Origin of the sequence: Algoriphagus iocasae (genome assembly GCF_014206875.1) — a bacterium.
GTDB lineage: Bacteria > Bacteroidota > Bacteroidia > Cytophagales > Cyclobacteriaceae > Algoriphagus > Algoriphagus iocasae.
The window spans coordinates 541,390-562,889 of sequence record NZ_JACIJO010000001.1 but is presented as its reverse complement, the minus strand read 5'-3'; the positions used below and the strand labels follow the sequence as shown (position 1 = coordinate 562,889).

Annotated in this window: 19 protein-coding genes; 11 read left to right on the top strand and 8 right to left on the bottom strand. The window is 37.8% G+C overall.

Going from position 1 to position 21,500, the window contains the following annotated elements:
- Window positions 1-12: 12 nt before the first annotated feature.
- The 5 genes from gcvH (at window position 13) to FHS59_RS02415 (ending at window position 4,005) form a co-directional block, all read left to right on the top strand.
- The gene (gene gcvH, locus FHS59_RS02435; protein WP_184492821.1) at window positions 13-387 is read left to right on the top strand and encodes a glycine cleavage system protein GcvH; all 375 of its coding nucleotides are present in this window, start codon (window positions 13-15) and stop codon (window positions 385-387) included.
- Between the two features lie 22 nt (window positions 388-409).
- The gene (locus FHS59_RS02430; RefSeq protein WP_184492820.1) at window positions 410-769 is read left to right on the top strand and encodes a VanZ family protein; all 360 of its coding nucleotides are present in this window, start codon (window positions 410-412) and stop codon (window positions 767-769) included.
- Between the two features lie 67 nt (window positions 770-836).
- Window positions 837-1,511 carry an energy transducer TonB gene (locus tag FHS59_RS02425; protein WP_184492819.1) on the top strand — a complete coding sequence of 225 codons (675 nt, stop codon included), beginning with the start codon at window positions 837-839 and terminating at the stop codon, window positions 1,509-1,511.
- Window positions 1,512-1,656: 145 nt separating this feature from the next.
- Window positions 1,657-2,328 carry an energy transducer TonB gene (locus FHS59_RS02420; protein WP_184492818.1) on the top strand — a complete coding sequence of 224 codons (672 nt, stop codon included), beginning with the start codon at window positions 1,657-1,659 and terminating at the stop codon, window positions 2,326-2,328.
- 99 nt (window positions 2,329-2,427) lie between these two features.
- Window positions 2,428-4,005: an N-acyl-D-amino-acid deacylase family protein gene (locus FHS59_RS02415; RefSeq protein WP_184492817.1), complete on the top strand. Its 1,578-nt coding sequence runs from the start codon at window positions 2,428-2,430 to the stop codon at window positions 4,003-4,005.
- Window positions 4,006-4,014: 9 nt separating this feature from the next.
- Here FHS59_RS02415 and FHS59_RS02410 read toward each other — a convergent pair whose 3' ends face one another.
- The 3 genes from FHS59_RS02410 to FHS59_RS02400 are packed head-to-tail and all read right to left on the bottom strand — an operon-like array spanning window position 4,015 to window position 9,268.
- Window positions 4,015-4,896 (bottom strand): YicC/YloC family endoribonuclease, encoded by an 882-nt coding sequence (locus FHS59_RS02410; RefSeq protein WP_184492816.1) that lies wholly within the window; start codon window positions 4,894-4,896, stop codon window positions 4,015-4,017.
- A 15-nt stretch (window positions 4,897-4,911) separates the two neighbouring features.
- Complete coding sequence (locus tag FHS59_RS02405; RefSeq protein ID WP_184492815.1) at window positions 4,912-8,199, bottom strand: TolB-like translocation protein; 3,288 nt, start codon at window positions 8,197-8,199, stop codon at window positions 4,912-4,914.
- 22 nt (window positions 8,200-8,221) lie between these two features.
- Window positions 8,222-9,268: an NAD(P)/FAD-dependent oxidoreductase gene (locus FHS59_RS02400; protein WP_184492814.1), complete on the bottom strand. Its 1,047-nt coding sequence runs from the start codon at window positions 9,266-9,268 to the stop codon at window positions 8,222-8,224.
- A gap of 56 nt (window positions 9,269-9,324) precedes the next feature.
- Here FHS59_RS02400 and FHS59_RS02395 point away from each other — a divergent pair, with 56 nt between their 5' ends.
- Genes FHS59_RS02395 through FHS59_RS02375 form a run of 5 tightly spaced genes read left to right on the top strand, consistent with a single transcriptional unit; the run spans window position 9,325 to window position 16,394 of the window.
- Window positions 9,325-9,978: an MBL fold metallo-hydrolase gene (locus FHS59_RS02395; RefSeq protein ID WP_184492813.1), complete on the top strand. Its 654-nt coding sequence runs from the start codon at window positions 9,325-9,327 to the stop codon at window positions 9,976-9,978.
- Entirely contained in the window at window positions 9,975-10,667 is a 693-nt protein-coding gene (gene pssA / locus FHS59_RS02390) for a CDP-diacylglycerol--serine O-phosphatidyltransferase (RefSeq protein ID WP_184492812.1), read from the top strand. Before FHS59_RS02395 ends, pssA begins: the two co-directional genes overlap by 4 nt.
- Window positions 10,664-13,912, top strand: coding sequence for a type IX secretion system sortase PorU (gene porU, locus FHS59_RS02385; protein ID WP_184492811.1), 3,249 nt, complete (start codon window positions 10,664-10,666; stop codon window positions 13,910-13,912). The genes pssA and porU overlap by 4 nt, the downstream gene beginning before the upstream one ends.
- Entirely contained in the window at window positions 13,909-15,123 is a 1,215-nt protein-coding gene (gene porV / locus FHS59_RS02380) for a type IX secretion system outer membrane channel protein PorV (RefSeq protein WP_184492810.1), read from the top strand. The genes porU and porV overlap by 4 nt, the downstream gene beginning before the upstream one ends.
- Window positions 15,123-16,394: a M16 family metallopeptidase gene (locus FHS59_RS02375; protein WP_184492809.1), complete on the top strand. Its 1,272-nt coding sequence runs from the start codon at window positions 15,123-15,125 to the stop codon at window positions 16,392-16,394. Before porV ends, FHS59_RS02375 begins: the two co-directional genes overlap by 1 nt.
- Here the strand turns inward: FHS59_RS02375 and FHS59_RS02370 are convergent, their stop codons facing one another.
- Genes FHS59_RS02370 through FHS59_RS02360 form a run of 3 tightly spaced genes read right to left on the bottom strand, consistent with a single transcriptional unit; the run spans window position 16,395 to window position 18,673 of the window.
- Window positions 16,395-17,345 (bottom strand): glycosyltransferase, encoded by a 951-nt coding sequence (locus tag FHS59_RS02370; protein WP_184492808.1) that lies wholly within the window; start codon window positions 17,343-17,345, stop codon window positions 16,395-16,397.
- Between the two features lies 1 nt (window position 17,346).
- Window positions 17,347-18,276, bottom strand: a complete 930-nt coding sequence (locus tag FHS59_RS02365) for a GNAT family N-acetyltransferase (RefSeq protein ID WP_184492807.1) — start codon at window positions 18,274-18,276, stop codon at window positions 17,347-17,349.
- Complete coding sequence (locus FHS59_RS02360) at window positions 18,248-18,673, bottom strand: sugar 3,4-ketoisomerase (protein ID WP_184492806.1); 426 nt, start codon at window positions 18,671-18,673, stop codon at window positions 18,248-18,250. Before FHS59_RS02360 ends, FHS59_RS02365 begins: the two co-directional genes overlap by 29 nt.
- Before the next feature lie 115 nt (window positions 18,674-18,788).
- On the opposite strand from FHS59_RS02360, the gene FHS59_RS02355 reads away from it, so the two are divergent.
- Complete coding sequence (locus FHS59_RS02355) at window positions 18,789-19,400, top strand: IMPACT family protein (RefSeq protein WP_184492805.1); 612 nt, start codon at window positions 18,789-18,791, stop codon at window positions 19,398-19,400.
- Here the strand turns inward: FHS59_RS02355 and FHS59_RS02350 are convergent.
- Window positions 19,393-19,995 (bottom strand): 3'-5' exonuclease, encoded by a 603-nt coding sequence (locus FHS59_RS02350; RefSeq protein WP_184492804.1) that lies wholly within the window; start codon window positions 19,993-19,995, stop codon window positions 19,393-19,395. The genes FHS59_RS02355 and FHS59_RS02350 overlap by 8 nt on opposite strands.
- Complete coding sequence (gene nhaC, locus FHS59_RS02345; protein WP_184492803.1) at window positions 19,992-21,449, bottom strand: Na+/H+ antiporter NhaC; 1,458 nt, start codon at window positions 21,447-21,449, stop codon at window positions 19,992-19,994. The genes FHS59_RS02350 and nhaC overlap by 4 nt, the downstream gene beginning before the upstream one ends.
- Window positions 21,450-21,500 lie beyond the last annotated feature (51 nt).

Genomic DNA, 21,500 nt, shown 5'->3' with positions numbered 1-21,500 from the left:
AAAAATTCAATTATGAATATTCCACAAGAATTAAAATACACGAAAGACCACGAGTGGGTAAAAATCGAAGGTGATATCGCAACCATCGGAATTACTGATTTTGCACAATCAGAACTAGGAGATATTGTTTATGTGGAAGTTGAGACTGTGGGTGATTCACTAGAGGCAGAAGAAGTTTTTGGAACAGTAGAAGCTGTAAAGACAGTATCTGATTTATTTATGCCGATTGCTGGTGAAGTAACAGAATTGAACGAAAAATTAGCCGATGAGCCAGAACTTGTCAACTCTGATCCTTACGGAGAAGGCTGGATGGTGAAAGTTAAAATTTCTGGAGATACTTCTGGACTACTTTCATCTGAGGAATACGCGGAATTAGTAGGAGCTTAATTCATAAGTTTTGAGATTAATCTTGAGTTTAGCCTGGCTGATCACCATTTCAGTTGCAATGCTTACTCCAGGAGATAAATTTCCAGAAGTGGATGTATTTAACTTTCAAGATAAATTCATTCATTTTATCTGCTTTAGCGTATTAAGTTTTCTTTGGTGCGGAGTAGGAATATCGACTGAAAACAAGGGCAAATTCAGCAAAAGACTTCTTATTAACTATTTGATTTTCGGGGCTTTAACCGGAATTATATTGGAGTACTTGCAACAATTTGTACCCTTTCGTACGTATGATTATATGGACATGACAGTGAACCTGATAGGTGGAATCGCAGGATTCTTCACATATTTTAAGCTGTCATCTACAAAAAACAACTTGGAATAATCGTCCTAAATTCTTAGACTTGTTATTCTAAAATAGAAAAAAATTAACCTGTATAAACCAATTCACCATGGAAGCAAAAAAGACTCCTAAGGCTGACCTAACCAAAAAATCAGGAATGTTCCTGAATCTTGGTTTAGCAGTGGCTGTAGGCGCTACTCTTGCTGCATTTGAATGGAAGTCATTTGACGACGGTGCTCTAAAGGACCTGGGCCAGGTGACTGACAATTTCGAAGAGCTGATTGATATTCCAATCACTGAGCAGCCGCCACCACCACCACCACCAGTAGAACAGCCTATCATCGAGGAAATCCCTGACGAAGTAGAAATCGAAGAAAAAATCGAGGTTAACTTTGATGTGGATGTGAAAGAAGAAACTGTCATCAAAGAAGTTGTAATCGCTGAGGCTCCTGTTGAGGAGAAAGCTGATGAGATCTTTGACGTAGTGGAAACTCAACCAAATCCTCCAGGTGGAATGTCAGGTTGGAATCAATACCTAAGCAAGAACTTGAAGTACCCTACTCAAGCGAGAAGAATGGGAATCGAGGGAACTGTAATTGTGGTATTCGTTGTAAACACAGATGGTTCTATTCAAGACGTTGACGTTTTGAGAGGAATCGGAGGAGGTTGCGATGAAGAAGCAATCAGAGTAGTTTCTTCAGCTCCAAAGTGGGAACCAGGTAAGCAAAGAGGTAGACCAGTTCGTACTAGAATGAGACTTCCAATCAGATTTAAACTGAGCTAAAAAATAGAGACCCGACGAATCGGGTCTTTTTTTTGCCCAATTTTTAACAACTTTTTAATTAGTTAATAAATGTTACTGAGTTAGTCTTTTGGTTTTGAAGTGGTTAAATTCTTAGGAATTCATTTTTACCTAAACAAACAAAACCATGGAAAACAAAAAGAACCCAAGTTCGGACATTGGTCGATTGTCCGGTATGATTTTTAATCTGGGGTTAATGCTCAGCGTTGCTTCAGTATTGGTGGCTTTCGAATGGAAAGCTTATGAGGACTACCAAATCAAAACCTTTGATAAGGAAGATAATACCTGGGATATTTTGGATATACCTGTCACCAACCAAGATCCCCCTACACCTCCCCCGGTAATTCAGCAACCAGAAATTGAAATAATAGAAGACGACATTATCATCGATAAACTGGATGCAGTCATAGATTTCGGAATCGAGGAAGAGCCAATTCCAATTGATCTAGCTCCTAGTGGTCCTCCTGTGGTGGAAGATCCCGATGAAATCAAGGAGTTTGTAGAAGTTCAGGCCTCTTTTAAAGGAGGAATGGAAAAATGGTATGAATACCTCAAAAAAAATCTCAAGTATCCTACTCAGGCTAGAAGAATTGGATTAGAAGGGACAGTGATTGTGAGATTTGTGGTCAATACTGATGGCTCTATCCAAGACGTTGAACTTGTCAGAACTGTAGGAGGAGGTTGCGACGAGGTCGCTTTAGATGTGATTAAAAACTCACCTAACTGGCTACCAGGAAGAATGAAAGATAGGCCTGTCAGGTCGCGAATGACCATGCCTATTAAGTTTCGACTGAATTAAACCAATTTAAACTCGCACGAAAGCTTACATCGATTGATGTAAGCTTTCTTTTTTATATATAAATTCAGTTCTTACAAATGACCAAAACCACCCCTTCATATGAAGACGCTCTATTATTTCTTTGCATTTCTGTTACTTTTTTCCTGCCAATCCAAAACAGAAGAGTTTGATATTATCATTAAACACGGGACAATTTATGATGGATCAGGAGGAGCACCTTTCGTTGGGGATATAGGGATTAAAGGGGATCAGATCATAGCCATTGGAGAAATTGATCAAAATGCTGATAAGATTATTGATGCAACAGGTTTAGCAGTATCTCCAGGTTTTATAGATATGCATACTCATTTAGAACCAATCATGGAACTTCCTTTGGCAGAAAGTTTACTCAAACAAGGAGCAACTTTTGCACTAGGAGGTCCTGATGGAGGTGGTCCTTGGCCATTTGGGACTTATTTGGATAGCTTAGAGAAAATGGATCTGGGATTGAATGTTGGTTTTCTTGTAGGGCATAATACAATTAGAAAAGAAGTGATGGGGATGGAAGATCGAAAGCCATCTGATGAAGAGTTACAGCTTATGGAATCTTATGTCGAAACAGGAATGAATGAAGGTGCATTTGGTATTTCTACAGGCTTAAAATATTTACCTGGCACTTTTTCGGAACTTGATGAGGTAATAGCACTCTCAAAAGTTGCGGCAAAACAAGGAGGTATTTATACCTCTCATCTTAGAGAGGAAGGTTTGGGTTTGATTGATGCGGTCAAAGAAGCAATCGTCATATCTCGAGAGGCTTCCATACCGGTTGTACTCACACACCATAAAGCAATCGGTGTGAAAATGTGGGGAAAAAGCTCTATAACTCTTGCCATGGTTGATTCGGCAAGAAACCTTGGGCTGGATATCATGATGGATCAATATCCATATGCTGCAAGTCACACTGGTATCAGCGTTTTGATCCCAAGTTGGGCAATGGAAGGAGGGAAATTTGAAGAAAGAGTATCAAATCCAGTTCTAAAAGACAGCATTAAAGCTGGGATCATTTTTAATATTTTAAATGACAGAGGTGGCAATGACTTGAGAAGAATACAATTCTCTAGAGTGAGTTGGAATAAAGATCTAGAAGGCGAAACACTTCTAGATTGGCTGGAAATGGAGAAAATGGAGCCAACTATGCCCAATGCTGCGGAGCTGGTGATCCAAGCACAGCTAAATGGAGGAACAGGCACAATTTACCATGCAATGGATGAGAATGATGTGGAAAATATTATGAAGCACCCTATGACCATGGTCGGATCAGATGGACGACTTTCCTCACCCGGAGAAGGGCATCCTCATCCGAGAGCTTACGGAACATTCCCAAGAATTTTAGGCTATTATGTGAGAGAAAAGCAAATCCTTTTACTTCCTGAGGCAATTCATAAAATGACTGGGCTTTCAGCTAAAAGAATTGGTTTGAAAGATAGAGGATTGATCAAAGAAGGATTCTTTGCGGATATTACCATTTTCAATCCAGAAACAATTATCGATAAATCCACTTTTACAGATCCCCATCAATACCCAGTTGGGATCGAGTATGTCCTAGTCAATGGAACTGTAGAAATCGATAAAGGAGAATTAACGGGAAAAACGAATGGAAGAGTGATTAGAAAAACAACACAAAAAAAGGGGCTTTAAGCCCCTTTCTTATAAAACATTCATCGATTGTTCTTTTATTTTCTCAAGTTCATCCTTCATCAGAATAACTGATTTCTGTATCCCTGCATCATTGGCTTTAGAACCAATAGTATTGATTTCTCTTCCGATTTCCTGGCTAATGAAACCAAGTTTTTTACCCTGATTTTTCTCCTCTTCCATGATTTTGGAAAAGTATTTCAGATGAGTATCTAATCTTACTATTTCTTCTGTGATATCAAGTTTCTCGAAATAATAAATCAGCTCTTGCTCAAACCTATTCGCATCAAAGGAATTTTCATCTAACCATTCTGAAAAATGGTTTCTGATTTTTTGCTTGATTCTCTCTTTCCTTTGACCTTCTTCTTTTGCGATAACACTTAGACCTTCGGCAATTGTCCTGATGTTTTCCTCTAATTTCTCTTCTAAAGAATTGCCTTCGTCTTTTCTGAAACTATCACAGTTTTGGAGAGCCTGAATCAATACTTTTTTGATTTGCTCCCAATCTTCTCCTTCTTCTTTTACTTCAGCCGAAACATTACTGATCACATTAGGGGCTTGAAGTGCAAGTTTGAAAACATCTTGTGTAGCATCTCCCACCGCTTCAGCCATTCCTTTGAATTTATTATAGAAAGCTGTAAACAGTTCTTCATTGATAGAAACAGGAAGCTCGCTTGTGCTCTTAGATAAAAACTCAATAGAAACACTCACCTTTCCCCTGTCCAAAACACCCTGAACAAGGTTTCTGATTTCATGCTCTTTATCTGAAAACTGTCTTGGACTACGTATGGAAAGATCCAAAAATTTAGAGTTGAGTGACTTGACCTCCACATGGATGATCATCTTCTCATCCTCAAATCCGGCTATTCCAAAGCCGGTCATCGATTTAATCATAATTGATTTAGAAAATTAGAAATTGATCCCCAAAGTTACATAGAACTTCAGATCTTCATTCTTATAATTTCGAACAGGCTGTGCCACATCGAATTTCACATAATAATTCAGCAAAACAGTACGTAACCCGGCACCGTAACTTTGAAGCCAAGGGTTGTTGAAATTATTCAGGACAATGGTAAAAGGAGATCCTTCCGTATTGATTACTTCTGTATTTTGATCATTTACTTTCTCCCAAGGCGCTGAATTGTTCCATGCTGAAGCGATATCATAGAAACCTACCAATTGGAAGTTTCTGATAAAATTAGAAGTTATGTTTCCTCTGGTCAGATAAGAAAATATTGGGATTCTCAACTCTGTTGTAAATGAGATAACATTCCTGCCTCGTATTTCATCGTAATCATATCCTCTCAAATCTACGAAATCAGCAAACAGGATATTTGAATTTTCGATCCCGTTTGGATTCCTGATGGGTGATACTTCCGGTCTATTGGAAGGAGGTCTATAAAATTCATTAAACAACCAATTGTCCATCCCTCCCACTAAATAGGTCTGTGGATTGTTTCCGAAAAATGAGCCGGCATACAACTTAGAGGCAAGTATGATGTTTTTATGAATCTTCTGATAATTCCTCAAATCCATGTAGAAATTACCAAATGATCTAGAAGAGTGATTTAATGCTTGGTAATGCTGATATCCTACTTTCCCTTTGAATCCAGCTTGGGAATAAAGACCAATTGGCTCGGTTCTATCCACAACAAATTCAGCTTTTCCACCAATATAATTTACATCAAATCTATTTTGATCTGGATCTTGACCTAATATCAAGGAATCAGGATTTAAGTTAAAATATTGTGTTTTTGCCAAAAACGGAGCAATCGTGAACCTAGCGTTGATATTGAAAGGGTAAGAAAATCCAGCTTCAACTTTTGTCAGGACATATTTTTGGAAAGTGATATCTCCTTCAGAAATCCGGATAGTTTTTCTATCCAATCTTGCCTTAAAATCAATTCTACTTTTCAAATATTCATACTCGAAGAAAATATCTCCTCCAGATCTAAAATCCAACGTGGTCATCACTCCTCCGTAAAAGGAATGATTATCCAAAAGATCCGTCATTTTCCCAGTCAAACTTACACCAAATCCTCTTAGCGGATCTACCACAAATCTTGTGTTTATACTATTTGTCAGAAACTGAGGTTCCATCCCTCTTGGACCTGAAACACGCTTTTGTAGACTCTGTTTTCTGAAATTGTCTAAGAGATTGATCTTATTGCTACTTTCATTTGCATTCTCTCTGGCAATTACCGGATTCGGTAATGAATCGAAAGTATAATTATCAGTATCAATTCCGTTTTTAGATTCAAATCTCAATCGATCCAAGTTAATTGAATTAGATTTTTTGTTCTTTGTGGTATCTGAACTTACCTCCGGAGTATTTGGAATAGTAGCCACATCTTCTTTCTCAGTCGGAGGTGACTCCTTTTCTTCCATCAGCCTTCTGGCCGCAATTCGTTCATTCAACGATTTAGCTTGTTCTAATTGTACCCTAGGTGTGCTTGGTGTAAACTGGTCTGCGCTGGAATAATTTTCAATTTTCAGAAAAGCTTCCCGACCATCTCTAACCGCAAAGGCGATTTTGCTCATCCTGTTGGATACGTCAAACACTTCGATACTCTTGTCAAATCCGGAGATCTGGTTCGACACCTGATTACCGACACTTAACCTCATAAGATTATTTATCCCGCTCAGATCACTCAAATACACTAAATTATTACCATTCAGTTTTCTTGGATAGATATTCTTACTATTCGTATTTGTCAATTTAGTCGTCACAATTGTATCGCCCACCTCCATTAAATAGAGGTTATAATTGTTTGGCAAATCACCCAGTTCTATCTGTTTGACATCCAAGGAGTCTGGCAATTCTGTAAAGTTCGAAGAATAAACTATGGTAGAGTCATTTAAAAACATTGGAGTAAGATCATCAAACACATCATTGGTTAACCTTTTTCCTTGTCCCCTAGTATTCAATGTATAGATATCAGACTTACCGTTTGAAATTGCTGACAAAACCATATTCCTACCTGATTCATTAAAATCAAGGCTCAAAATCTGAGTGATGTTTCTTAAGAAAATCTTATCCTGACTGCTTCCATCGATGGATCTTAATCTCAAAGTGGTAAATCCTCTTTTGAAAGAAGCGATAGCTAAATTCGCTGAGTCTTTCCAAGCAATTACAGGAGATAAAAAGTTGGGTTCTTGGTCTTGGTAAACTGCCCCACCTTGCAAAATAGTGCGCTCATTTCCGGAACTGATTTCTCTTACCTGAATTTTATACTTCCCGCCGTTATTGATGACATAAGCCACATTGAGCCCATCAGGGCTGAATTTTATGTCATTTATTTTTCCAATTACTTTTGGGGAAGTACTTGCAACAGCATTCGACTCATCAATTTTTCTAAAATTTGAATCCACCTGCTGATTGATTGTCAAATAGTATTTTCTCCATTCGGTTTTGAATGTTTCATAATTCAAACCCACTGTATTTGCTATACTATTTTCTTCATTTCTATTGATTCTGGATAGGTTAAGAATACTTGAAATGTATCTTCTCCCATACCGCTCGGCGATATAATTCCAGACAGATTGCCCAACCAAAGCCGCCTCATGTTCTTTCAACTTTAAGATCTTGGGATTATCCTCTTCCCTCAAATAATGCCTCACAAAATCATCCATCTCCATACTCCAGCCAGAGGCTAAGTATAAAGCTATCCCATCGATATACCATTCAGGAAAGGCATTGACTAAGTTTGACTGAAATGCATCTGCAACGCTCGATCCATAAAGCATTTCTTGGATGATAACTTTGGAAGTAGCATAAAGCAAATCTTCCTTAAATTTATCCACTTCGCCCTTGTAGGAAATTTCAGCGATTAACCTGTTGAAATCCGTTTGCCCTTCTTCGAAAAGCTCCTGCTTATTTAAATTGAGATTGCTTTGGAGTAATTCCTCCGGAGAATTATAAATGTAAATTTTTGGCTTGGTATAGGCGACATACCCGATCATCTGAGTAAGCCGATCAAATTCTGATTCCAGATATTCAATCGCCATTTTGGCATTGGCTCCTCCACGGTCATAATAATACACCTCAAAATTATTTGAGGTAAAATAATACCATTCGAACTGCTGGTGTTGAACTCTGTTTTTACCGAATCGATCTTGGTCAAATTGACCCAGAACAAAAAATGAATTCAACCATAAACCAGCAAAAATCAATATTCGGAACAGGTGATATCGCATTCGTATTGCTGAAAGATGTTTTTTAAATATAATTAAAATACCTCGCTATGTCTACTTCCTTTGGGATCGTATCTTCTCCCAGTAAATATGCAGCCATTATTTTACTAAAATAAGGAACTAAGGAAACCCCTTTGGCTCCAAATCCATCGAATATGTAAACGCTTTGAGCCTCTGGATGTTTTCCCAAAAATGGTTTTCTATCTCTTGTCGCTGGTCTAATCCCAGTTTTATGAGATATTATTTCCTCCACGGGCATTTTCACCAAGTCTTTAAGTTTATCCAGAATCTCCATTTTAGCTTCCTCTGTGGGGCCTAAATGTAAATCATGTTTGGTATAGGTAGAGCCAACTCGATGGATGCCATTTCCTAAGTGAACCCGAAATACTCCTCTATTTACGATGTAATCAGGGTAAAAGGCTTGTCTCACTTCCAAAATCTCTCCTTTGACTGGGGCGAATGGTAGGAATCCAAAGAATCTAGAATCCATTGCTCCCAATCCATTACAATAAATTATGGCTTTTGATTTCAGTTCTTTATACTTCCAAAATTCCCCATCGTAGGCCAGCTCTTTCTCATTGAAATAATCCTGAATTAATTCTTCAGAAAAATATTCCTGCATAGAATCTAAAAAGGAATTGATCTTCAACCAGCCTGATTGCTTTAACAAGACTCCCCCAAAAGGGTCCTTTAAATGTTCACTTTGGCTTTCTTTGAAAATATTCTCCAGATACAACTGAAAACCACTTTCTGCACTGTTACCCATCCATTCATTCTGCTCTTCAATAGACAGAAAGGGGCGATAAATTGCTTCTTCCACCAAAAAACTTTGCCCAGTGATTTTTTCCAGTTCTTGGTAAAAGGTTTTAATCTCAGGAAATAAAAGGTCAGCATTCCATGTTTTAACCATTTTTCTTCCGGTCACTGGATTATACAAACCTGCTGCCACCCTACTAGACTGATTGCCCGAGGGTTGATCTATGATCCTAATTTTTTTTCCAGCTTGCTTTAATCTAAACCCAAGTGCAGAACCTGCAATCCCTTGTCCGATTAGCAAAAAATCAATTTCCATGGCTCAAATTAAAGGTATAATTCTTTATTTTGTTGCCTTGGCACAAAACAATTCCTATGCTTCACATCAAGTCTTTTACATTCAATCCTTTTCAGGAAAACACCTATTTGCTCTATGATGAAACAGGTGAAGGTGCACTGGTTGATCCTGGCTGTTATGAAGCATCTGAAAGACAGGAACTAAAGGATTTTATTCACGAAAACCAGATTAAAATCAGGCAAATTCTAAATACACATTGCCATATTGACCATGTCTTGGGAAATGCCTGGGCAAAAAGAACTTTTGGTGCGCCTCTTTATATTCATCAGGAAGATTTACAGGTTTTAAAATCAGTGGAAGTGTATGCCCCTAATTATGGATTTCAAGGATATGAAGCTTCTGAACCTGATGGCTTTCTGGCAGAAGGAGAGACAGTATCCGTAGGCAATGAAACTCTAAAAATAATCTTTGTACCTGGTCATGCTCCTGGCCATGTTGTTTTTTACCATCAGGAGTCTAACCAACTTATTGCAGGGGACACTTTATTTAAAGGAAGCATAGGTCGCACAGATTTACCAGGCGGAAATCATAATTTACTTCTCAGTAAAATTAAATCGGAATTGTTTTCCTTACCTTCCGAAACGGTGGCTTATCCTGGTCATGGCCCAAAAACAACCATCGGGTACGAAAAAATTCACAACCCTTTTGTGGGTGAAAGAGCAATCTATTGAAAATCAAATCCCAAATACCAAACGCTGTCACCTTACTGAATCTGCTTTCAGGAATGATTGGCATCATATGGGTACTCAATGGAAACATCGTTTCCGGTGCCTGGTTTATCCTATTGTCAGCATTTTTTGATTTTATAGATGGCTTTGCTGCAAGATTATTAAAAGTTCAAGGTGAGATGGGAAAGCAACTGGATTCTTTGGCAGATTTAGTTTCTTTCGGCGTGCTTCCTGGTTTTATTCTCTTTGCCATGGCAAAAACAACAAGTCAATTGGAATGGCTTCCTTACTGCACTTTAATTCTTCCTTTATTTTCAGCATTTCGATTGGCTAAATTCAACCTCGACACCCGCCAATCAGACCGCTTTATAGGAGTTCCTACTCCAGCATCTGCATTATTTGTAAGTACATTGCCTCATTTTGCAATCCATTGGCCTAAAATCGGGACAATCGTTACAGCGCCTTTTTTTCTTGTTGGGATTGCTGTGACATTGGCTATCCTTTTGGTTTCTGAAATTCCTTTGATAGCCTTGAAATTCAAATCATTTTCATTTTCCAAAAACAAATTCCGGTATTCTTTAATAGGAATCAGCTTGGCACTATTTGCTTGGTTGGGGTTGGCAGGCATCCCATTAATCATCCTTTCGTATATTGGATTGTCTCTTGTGGAAAATGCAATCGGAAGTGAATGAAAACCAACTCTAGGACGAAAATATTCTTAGTATTTCTTAGTCTATTCTTTTGTTGGAATTCCTATTCTCAAAGCAGATTTTTTTCTTTCAAAATCACGGAATCCGGCGTCTATAAACTCACTCCTCAGCTTCTTGCTAACCTTGGCGCAAGCTCGGCAAATGACATTTCCATTTATGGTTATCCCGGGATGCTCCCTCAAATTCTGGAACAAGAGCAATTAGAATTACAGGAAATCCCAATTTCTGTAAATGGCGATGAGGTTCTCTTCTTTTTAGAAGGGCCACATGTTTTTAACCAAAAGCCCGAAAATGGATGGGCTTATAGACATCACTTATTTGCTGACAGCCTAAGTTATTTGATTGAGGTAGGAAGGCAGGGAAAGAAGATTCCGATTCAAAAACCTACAGAAAGCAATCAAACACCTAGTACCCTTTACCAATTAAAGGCTTTTAAAGGAGAGGAAAAGAACATTTTAAACTCAGGCAAAACCTGGTTTTCGGAACCGATTTTCCCTGGAAGTTCCAGAACGATTTCAATATTTACTGAAAACAAAAATGGGGAACCTTGGAAACTCTTTGGAAACCTTATGGCAAGCGCCGTATCTCCTTCTACCCTAGAAATTCTTACAGATGATATTAGTGTTTTAAGCTTAAATTTTGACCCGATCCCTGCCACAACTTATGGTATAAAAGGAATTGAAAATGAAATTGATTTAGATCTGACACCTGAAAATTCGAAACTTGATAGAATCAGGATTCGGTTCCAAAGCTCGGATTTAAATGGTTCCGCGTATTGGGATAATTTGGTTCTTGGCATCCCTTTTACCAGTGACCAACTCAAAGCGGGAATTTATTTTCAATGGGCAAATAGCCCTTTATCCATTTATCCAAAACCCGATTTTTCGTATTGGGATATCAGTGATTTTTATAACCCCATCCAATTAGATTTATCTGAAAATATTGATGTAAGTCTTTCTAAACTCATCGTATTTGATCCAGATGAAGTAAAGGAAATTCCCAAAACTAAAGAAATCAGCATTTCCTTACGTGAATCCTCCGGCGCTGAATTACTGATTATTTATCCAAAATCCTTATCATTTGCTGCAGAAAAGCTAAAAAATCACAAAACAGCTTTGGGAATCTCGACAGAGGCCATTGATATCTCTGACATTTACGAGTCTTTTGGTTATGGAAATAGAGATCTGGTTGCCATCAGAAATTTTATCGCTTCGAGATTTCAACCAGACAAATCATTGAAAAATGTATTGATTTTAGGCAAAGGCACTTTTGATTATAAAGGTAAACTTGGCGGAAGGCCAAATTTGATCCCAATTTATACGAGTGATAATAGTCTGAATCCATTGACCACTTATAGTTCGGATGATTTTTTTGGCTTGGTGGATTTTGGACAAGGGAAATGGGAGGAGTCAAAAGAAGGAGATGAATTAGTACAGATAGGAGTAGGAAGGATACCTGTTATCAATTCTGAAGAGGCACTTATCGCTGTCAATAAAATCATTGCCTATGAAACCAAACCTGAATCGGGATTCTGGAAAAGGGATTTGACATTTTTAGTGGATGATGGAGATAATAATATTCACATGCGCGATGCAGAGCGACATGCAAACTTTTTAATGAACAGCTCTCCTGAAATCAAACTGGACAAAATATATCTGGACAGTTTCGAGCAAGAAAAATCAGGTGAAAGACAACAATCTCCCCAAGCTAAAGCTGCTTTGGAAAAAACTTTAGAAGAAGGAACTTTAGTTTTGAATTACATAGGCCATGGAAACGAAACGACCCTGACTGCGGAAGAAATTTTCAAAGTTTCCGATATCGAAAATTGGGCCCAGCAAAAGAATCTAGCCCTTTGGGTGACCGCAACCTGTGAGTTTGGGAGGCATGACAGCCCTTTTATTCGATCAGCTGCGGAAGAATTACTTATTGCTAAAGGAAAAGGAGCAATTGCACTTTTTAGTACTGGGAGACCTGTGTTTTCTAGCGTAAATTTTTCAATCAATGAAGCTTTCATTCAAGAGCTTTTCAAAAAAGAAAACAATCAAAGTCAGGATTTAGGAAGCATTTATAAAAACACCAAAAACAAAAGTTTAAATGGGCCTTTAAATAGGAATTTCACTTTGATCGGGGATCCCAGTATGAGATTAGCGGAGCCTGATTTAGGAATCCGAATTAAATCTATCAAAGATTCTAAAGGCACTTTACTTGAGAATATCCCTAGAGGTCAAGAGGTGATATTAGAGGGGGAAATCATTGATCCTTTGACAGAATCGAATCAAATCGGTTACCAAGGGACTTACGAAATCGAAATTCCTGGGTATCCTTCTTCAATAGAAACATTGGGAGATGAAAACCCATCTTTTCAATATAGGGAACAATCCGAAGTTCTTTTTAGAGGTAAGGGAGAGGTACAAGACGGTAAGTTTATTTCCAAATTCTTTTTACCGACAAGTTCAAGGAAAGAGGAATTTTACAGTCAAATCCGAATGGTTGCAATGAATCCGCAAACTAAAGTTGAATCATATGGATCAGAAAAATACAGTGTCTCGGAGGGAGCTGATTCATCTTTAGATGAGGAAGGTCCTGAGATTCAAATATATTTTAACGGAAATGCACCATCATCCCAAGCATTTCCTTCTCAAACATTACTGACCAAAATTGATTTAAAAGATATCAGCGGCATTGACATTTCTGGTCAGACGCCTGGGCAAGAAATTAAAATTCAAATTAATGGCGGAGATTTTATTAAATTAAATGATGAATTTTATGCTGCCGATAATGACTTCAAAAGCGGAAGTCTTGAGTTTTTACTAACAGGTTTAAATGAAGGAGAAAACCAAATTCTAATTGAGGCTTGGGATAATTTAGGAAATCAAAGTATCTTGCAGGTCGAAATTATGGTAAAGGGAAGCGAGGACCTGAAAATACTTAGACATATTACCTTCCCAAATCCAACAAATGCTGTTAGTAATTTCTTAATTGATCACAATAGACCTGGAGAAACTTTACTAGTTACAATTTCAATATATCAATCTACAGGTCAGACAATATTTACAGAATCAAGACGTTTGATCAGAGCCTCATCTCAGATAGATGATATATCATGGATATTTTTACAAAACCAAACAAAATATCCAGCAAAAGGAACTTATATTTACAAAATAACGCTTCAGTCAGAAACCGATAATTCCATGGCGGTTGCAAGCGGTCAACTAGTTATTAAATGAAAATAATGGCCATTAGAAACAGGAAAAACATACTCCTACTCGTTTTCACCCTGGCTAGTTTTACAACTTTTGCTCAGAACAGCACGATTATTTCCGGTCAGGATCAAACGAGGAGAGTGATCACTACTGCTGTGCCTTTTTTGAACTTCGCACCTGATTCCAGGCACTCAGGAATGGGTGATGTCGGAGTTGCTACATCTCCTGACGCTAATTCTGCTGCCTGGAATTCAGGTAAACTTGCTTTTATCAAAGAGGATATGGGATTCTCCCTTTCTTATTCTCCATGGCTAGGTAAGCTTGTGAATGACATGTCTCTAAGTTATTTAACGGGAGTTTTCAAAATCGATGAAGTTTCTGCTTTTGGATTTGAAATGAGGTATTTCAACATGGGAGATATTCAGCTTACTGATGGAAAAGGAAATGAGCTGGGAGAATTTAATCCAAGAGATATCGCCATCGGCGGAACTTATTCCAGAAAACTTTCCTCCAATCTTGCACTGGGTATCTCGGCCAGATTTATTCACTCCAACTTATCCGGAAATATTTCTTCTTCTGGAGGAAATGAAAGCCGGCCAGGAATCAGTGTCGGAACAGATGTTGGCTTATATTATGAAAAGCCAATCTATTCAGGAGCCAATGAAGGCACTTGGTCCTGGGGTATCAATATCTCTAATATAGGTCCGAAAATTACTTATAACAGTGCTGACGATTTAGACTACATCCCAACCAACCTTCGTGTGGGAACTGCTTATTCGATGGAGTTAAATCCAATGAACACCTTGACTTTTGCTTTGGACTTTAACAAACTGCTGGTTCCAACACCTCCAATTTATGCAATGAATGAAGACGGAACGTTAGTAACTGACGAAGATGGAAACTTGGTTATCAGTCAAGGGAAAGACCCTAATCGTCCTTTGATTTCTGGTATGTTTGGCTCATTTGCTGACGCTCCTGGAGGATTTTCTGAAGAGGTACAAGAGGTTACAATTTCCTTTGGCGTAGAATACACCTATGCAGAAAAGTTTAATTTGAGAACAGGTTATTTCTTTGAGAATCAAAGTAAAGGTGGTAGAAAATATTTTACCATGGGTCTGGGCTTCGATTTGAAAAGAATCGGGTTTGACTTTTCCTACCTAGTACCTCAAAAACAAAATCACCCACTAGCAGAAACCTTACGTTTCTCCTTACTTTATACAATTCCGAATCAATAATGCTATTAGATAGGTCGAAAGCTCCCGAATTTCGTGTTCCGGAGGATTTTGAACTTTCCCCTCCCTTTGAAACTCAATTGAGCAATGGTGCTCGATTGTTTTTTAATAACACTCCAACTCTTGATGTTGTGAAAATTGAGGTGATAGGAAAAGGGAATAAAGCTTCCCTTCCAATCTCTCAAAATCTCATTCCTGCCTTCACACTAATTCTTCTTCAAGAAGGGATCAAATCAAAATCCAGCGAAGAAATTGCAGAATTCTTTGATTTTCACGCAAGTGAAGTCAATCCTATTTTATCCTTTGCACACGAAGGCTTGGGGCTTTTGACTACCAAAAAACATTTGGGAGCAGTTCTGCCTGTTTTTATTGAGTTATTTACCGAAGCCATCTTTCCTTTGGAAAGCCTTGAAAAAAGAAAATCGCAAAAACGATTAGGTCTGAAGCTGGAAAAAGAAAAAACAGCCCTCAGAGCTGGTCAACTTTTCAGGAAATCTCTTTTCGGTTCTGATCATCCTTATGGTGCAGAACCGATAGAAAGTCATGTTGATGAAATTACCGTCGAAAGATTGGAGTTTTACTATCGTGAAATGCTATGGCAAAACATTGAAGTTTTTGTCAGCGGAAACTTCTCTAATTCAGAACTTGAAAAAATCTCCGATCAACTATCAGCAATACCAAATAGAAAAGAAAGTGAAGAAGTGTTGATTCCAGAGATAATCACCAATTTGCAATGGATAGAATCGAGGGAAAATGCTGTGCAAAGTAGTATCCGAATGGGCAGTTTTTCTATACCAAAATCACATCCCGATTTTATCGGCCTTTCGGTCCTCAACACGATTTTAGGAGGGTATTTTGGTTCAAGGCTGATTAAAAACATCAGAGAAGACAAAGGTCATACCTATGGAATTTATTCAAGTTTGGCAGAAATTGGTCTTTCAGAATATTGGGTGATTTCAGCGGATGTTCAAAAAGCATTTTACCAAGAAGTAATACATGAAATCTATCATGAAATCAATAAACTCGCTGATCAACCAATCCAGGATGATGAGCTTGAAGTAGTTAGAAATTATATGATTGGGCAAATGCTTAGTCGATTTAGTTCACCTTTTGATTTGATGGATAGATTTCGAGCGGTGCATCATTCTGGGCTAGATTTCAGCTATTATTTCAATAAACTGAAATACTTGAAAAGCTTCACAGCAAACGATCTTCAGGCACTGGCGCAAAAGTACTACAAGGATAAAAAACTCGTGGAAGTAGTAGTGGGGTAATTAGGTGATTTTCACATAAATTCCTGATATATCCACTTTATATCTTTGCCAGATTTTATAAAATAAAAATAGCGGGCTTTTTATCCCTATCTCCTCTCCTAGCGCTACAAATCCTTTTGCCACTTCAAAATTAGCAGACCAAAGTGCATGTTTTAATTCAAACATCACTCGCTTTTTCAAGGCAGTATTTTCATCTTCATTCTCATTCATTTCCTTGATTTTCTGACATACCAATAAAGTACTTGGCAACATCTTAGACTTGTAAGGAAGGTATTGATTACTAGATAGTGAATCAGCATGTTTGCGTTTCAAAACCCCTACATGATCGGAAAATTCCAAAGGGTATTTCCTTGCCAGCCTGACCTGAATATCAAAATCTTCATAACTCAGATTTTCATCGTATCCACCTTCTTTCACTAAAATAGGACGATTAAAAACTACTGTTGGTGAACAGATAAAATAACTTTGGACAATCGTCTCGTAAATTTTTCTGGTCTCAATTTCATGAACCAACTCCCCACTGGTGGTCCTTTTGTAGAATGTTTTTACAACTTGATTTTCATCAAGAATGTATGCGTCCGAAAAAACAAAAGCGGTATTTCTTGAAGTCTTTAATATTGAAATAGAAATCGATAAATGATCAGGATACAAAACATCATCCCCAGCAAGATCGATGACATATTGGCTTTCTAAGCCTTTTAAAACATCATTGAAAGCTTTCAGATACGGCTGGGGTTCCGAATGACTGATTAATTTAATTTTAAGCGAAGAAGAATTCTCTTTTATCCATTTTTGGATAATATCCAAAGAATCATCAGAACTCCCGTTTTCTATGATAAATAATTCCTTGTAAGGATAATCCTGCAACTTGACGCTTTCCAGGCATTCCTCAATCCATTCTCCATGATTGAAGCAAATACAAATGATAGAAACCAAGTCTGAATTCGCCATTTCAAATCATTTTAGTCCAGGTGATTTTATTGGAATAGTCATTTGAGAATCTCGATTTAAAAAAAAGCAAAGGATGATTTGCCTTTTCACCCAAATCCGATGATCCTAAATCAATCAATTTAACTTTTTGTTCTGCCGCAAGTTTGAAAAGTTGGTATAAAAGAATTTCACCTACATTCTTAACCGCTGTTTTTGGATCAATAGCCGACAAGAAATAATAGATCGTATCCGGAAAAAGTTTAACCGCGAGACAATGCGCGATAATTTGATTTTGGTGTGACAGGCTTATCAAAAAATACCTTTCCGGAAATTCAGCCACTTGTTGGATAATCCGATTTTCCTCTACTTTCACCACAAATCCTCTATCTCTATTCCATTCTTTAATCGACTTAAGGAAACTGAAATTATTGATCGATGCACATGAAACTGATATTCCAGATTCATTTATTTTTCTTTCAAAACGCGCCTGTTCTTGTGAAAACCACTTTTTGATTTTCTTTTTCCCCAAGAAAAACTGATGGCTTAAAATATTTTCCTGGCGAAAACCATTTTTGAAAAGCAAGTAATTGATCAAGTCATGATTTTCTTCATAAGGTTTAGGCGCATTGATGATTTCGACGGAAGAAATCCCTCTTTCATTTAAATAAGATAGGATGCGGGAAATGAACCATTCAATCGACTCAGAGTGTATTTTCTCTAAAATAAAAAAACCTCCAAATGGAGCATTTGGAAGGGAAACAGCCTGTTTTTGAGAACTAATAGCAAACGTTATAAATGCCTTTTTCCGATTCTTTTTGAGCAAAAAGAAATCCATAAGTTCCGTAGAACTATCCAGAGGAAAATTTGAAATCAAATAATCCTTTGGGAATACCCGGGAAGGCTCGACAAGTAGTTCGTACCCTTTATTGATTTCTTTTTTTGTAGTGGTCAAATTCGTTTTTGTCTCTGATATAATCTTCTTCTGAATATTTCTGATCACAAAGTGCCAACAATATGGCATCTTCTGAAAAGCTTACTGAAACCCAATGCAAAGGAGGAATGAAAAGCCCTCTCGAGAAAGTTTCCAATTTGAACAATTGCTTCTGCCCCTCTGTTGAAGTCACTTCTATTTCTAATTCTCCATGAATTGCAACTAATACTTGGGATTCTTGATAGTGGGCATGATTCCCTCTTGTTTCACCCGGCTTTACTTTTGATACCCAAAAGCACCTTTGAATCCCATTTGGGAAGAGATGCTCCTGATCCCAATAATTTATATCACCACTTTCTCTGGATTCTCCAGGAAAATCAAAGATTGTAGGTACTTTTTCTGTCAACTCAACTTTCATTTTCACAATTCAGCAATAGACTTAAAATTAATAGAATTAGAATGGATTTAAGGTTACTCAAAAGTTAAATTTCTAATTTAGCTTTTGAATTAACTATGCAAAGGCTTCCCATTTCATGAACCTAGAGGAATTAGACGATACGTATTTAACCATCCAAAATGTGAGTGAGGGTCTTTTCAAAGACCGGAGTAGTAAGTTTTTTTATTTCGCTTTTCCTGTAAGAACAGAAGATCAAATCAAAGAGAAGCTTGCTGAGTTACGAAAGACTTATTACGATGCCCGCCACCATTGTTATGCTTATGCTCTGGGAAAAGACGCTGATATTTTTCGGGCTGTAGATGATGGAGAACCAAATCATTCTGCCGGTGACCCTATTCTTGGTCAAATTAGGTCAAACAATCTGACAAATATTCTGATCGTTGTGGTGAGGTATTTTGGAGGAACTAAACTGGGAATGAGTGGACTGATCCAAGCCTATAAAACTTCAGCAGCAATGGCAATAGAGGAAAATGTCATTGTGGAAGAAAAGGTATTAGAAACAGTCAAAATTAGATTTCAATATCCTTCCATGAATGAAGTCATGAAATTAGTAAAGACCCATGAGCTGGAAATTACTGATCAGGAAATGGGGTTAGATTGTCAAATGACGATTGAGTTCCGAAAAGGAATCGAAACTATTCTTTTAGATAGCTTAGAGGAAATCGAAGAGTTGGAAATTCTTACTTAAAAAGCGAATCTAAATATCCTTCGGACTTTAATTTTTGGAAGATCTCCAAGCAAGCCCAAGCATCTGTAGCAGCGTACCTTTTTTGCTTTTCAGTTAATTCTTCAGCTTCCCAATTTGAAACTTGCTCCGCCTTTGATATTCTCATATTTAAGACCATTCCACAAAGATTTCTGACTCCTACGTTATGGAACCCTACCTTTTTCAACTCATCATTCAAATCAAAAAATGATTGCGGATAGAAGGAATCAGTCAACTTTGCCAATCCTTTGATATCATCATGGACAGCAGCGCCAACTTTTACAATCGATTCTTTCTCCAACACATTTCGAATGGCATCAGGAAAGCCACCTATCAGATTCAAACGAAATAAGAAAGCCTGAGTTGAAGTAGATAATTGAAGAAGAGCTACCGGATTGATGACTCCACGACGAAATGCCGGTTTGGTTTCTGTATCAAATCCAATGATTCTCTGTTTTAATAAAAATTCAGCAACCTCCTCTACATCTTCCTGCTGATCTATCAAAAACATTTCCCCCTCAAACTGACCAAGCGGGAGTTGATTTATTTCTTCTTTACTTATCCTTAATGGGATCATGCTAATTCTTCTTCTTTCTCGTAATAGTTTATCCCAATTTTAAAATACCCATATAAAATTGTCATAAACGGACTGATGATGTTAAAAAAGCAGTACGGGGCATATACTAAAGTGGCAACTCCTAAAACGGATGCTTGGGTAGCACCACAGGTATTCCAAGGAACCAAAACGGATGTTACTGTCGCTGAGTCTTCTAAAGTCCTGCTCAAATTCTCAGGTTTTAGTCCTCTTTTCTTGTAAACATCTGCATACATTCGGCCAGGAACCAAAATAGCAAGGTATTGATCTGAGGTAGTAATATTGAAAAACACACATGTTGCAGCAGTGGATGCAATCAATGAACCAATGGTATGGACTTTTCTAATGATTGCTTCAGCTAGTACACGTAGCATTCCGCTTTCTTCCATAATCCCTCCAAATACCATGGCGCAAACGATCAACCAAATGGTATTAAGCATTCCTGCCATTCCTCCAGTCACCAACAATTCATTGACCACGTCATTGCTAGTCACTATGCTTATTTCTCCATACATGGACATCATCAAAGCTTTAAAACCTTGATATGCGTAGCTTCCATCTTCCCCCGCGATCAAAGCGATTATTTCAGGTTGGAAAATTAAAGCAAATACTCCACCTAAAAGAGCTCCTGCAAGCAATGCTGGGATAGCAGGTACTTTTTTAATAATCAAAACTAAGACTACAACTGGAACGATGAACAGCAGACCATTGATATTAAATCTCTCAAGAATCACCACAGAGATGGCTTTCACATCATCTACAGAGCCATTGGTTTCATAATTGAACCCAATGACTATAAATAGAATAAGAGTGATCGTCATCGACGGAACGGTAGTTTTAGCCATATACCGAATGTGTGTGAATAAATCTGTTCCTGCCATTGCTGGTGCCAAATTGGTTGTATCGGACAATGGAGACATTTTATCCCCGAAATAAGCTCCTGAAATGATCGCTCCAGCAATAATCCCTTCATCAAAGCCCAAGGCTTTTCCAATTCCTAAAAGCGCCACACCAACAGTAGCTACTGTTGTCCAACTACTACCAGTTGCTACGGATACAATGGTACTTACAATACAAGCTGCTACAAGAAATATGGTAGGATTCAGGATTTGGAGACCATAATAAATCATCGCGGGAACAATCCCGCTCAAAAGCCAGGTTCCTGCCAATGCACCGATCAAAAACAAGATCAAAATACTGGACATTGCTGAACTGATACTCTTGATGATTCCGTCCTGAAGGATTTCCCAACTGTATCCCAATCGGAAAATTGCGACTATTGCAGCTACAGTGGATGATAGAATCAATACAATTTGATTGGATCCTGAAAGTCCATCAGTTCCGAAAACTTGAATATTTATGACAAGTAGAATTATTAAAAAAATCAGGGGAATAAGGGCGTCAAAAACCTTTGGGGCACGTACAGTTCCTTCCATTAATAGCTGGTTAGTGAATTTAAGGTTTGAATCTAATCAAAAAAAATTACT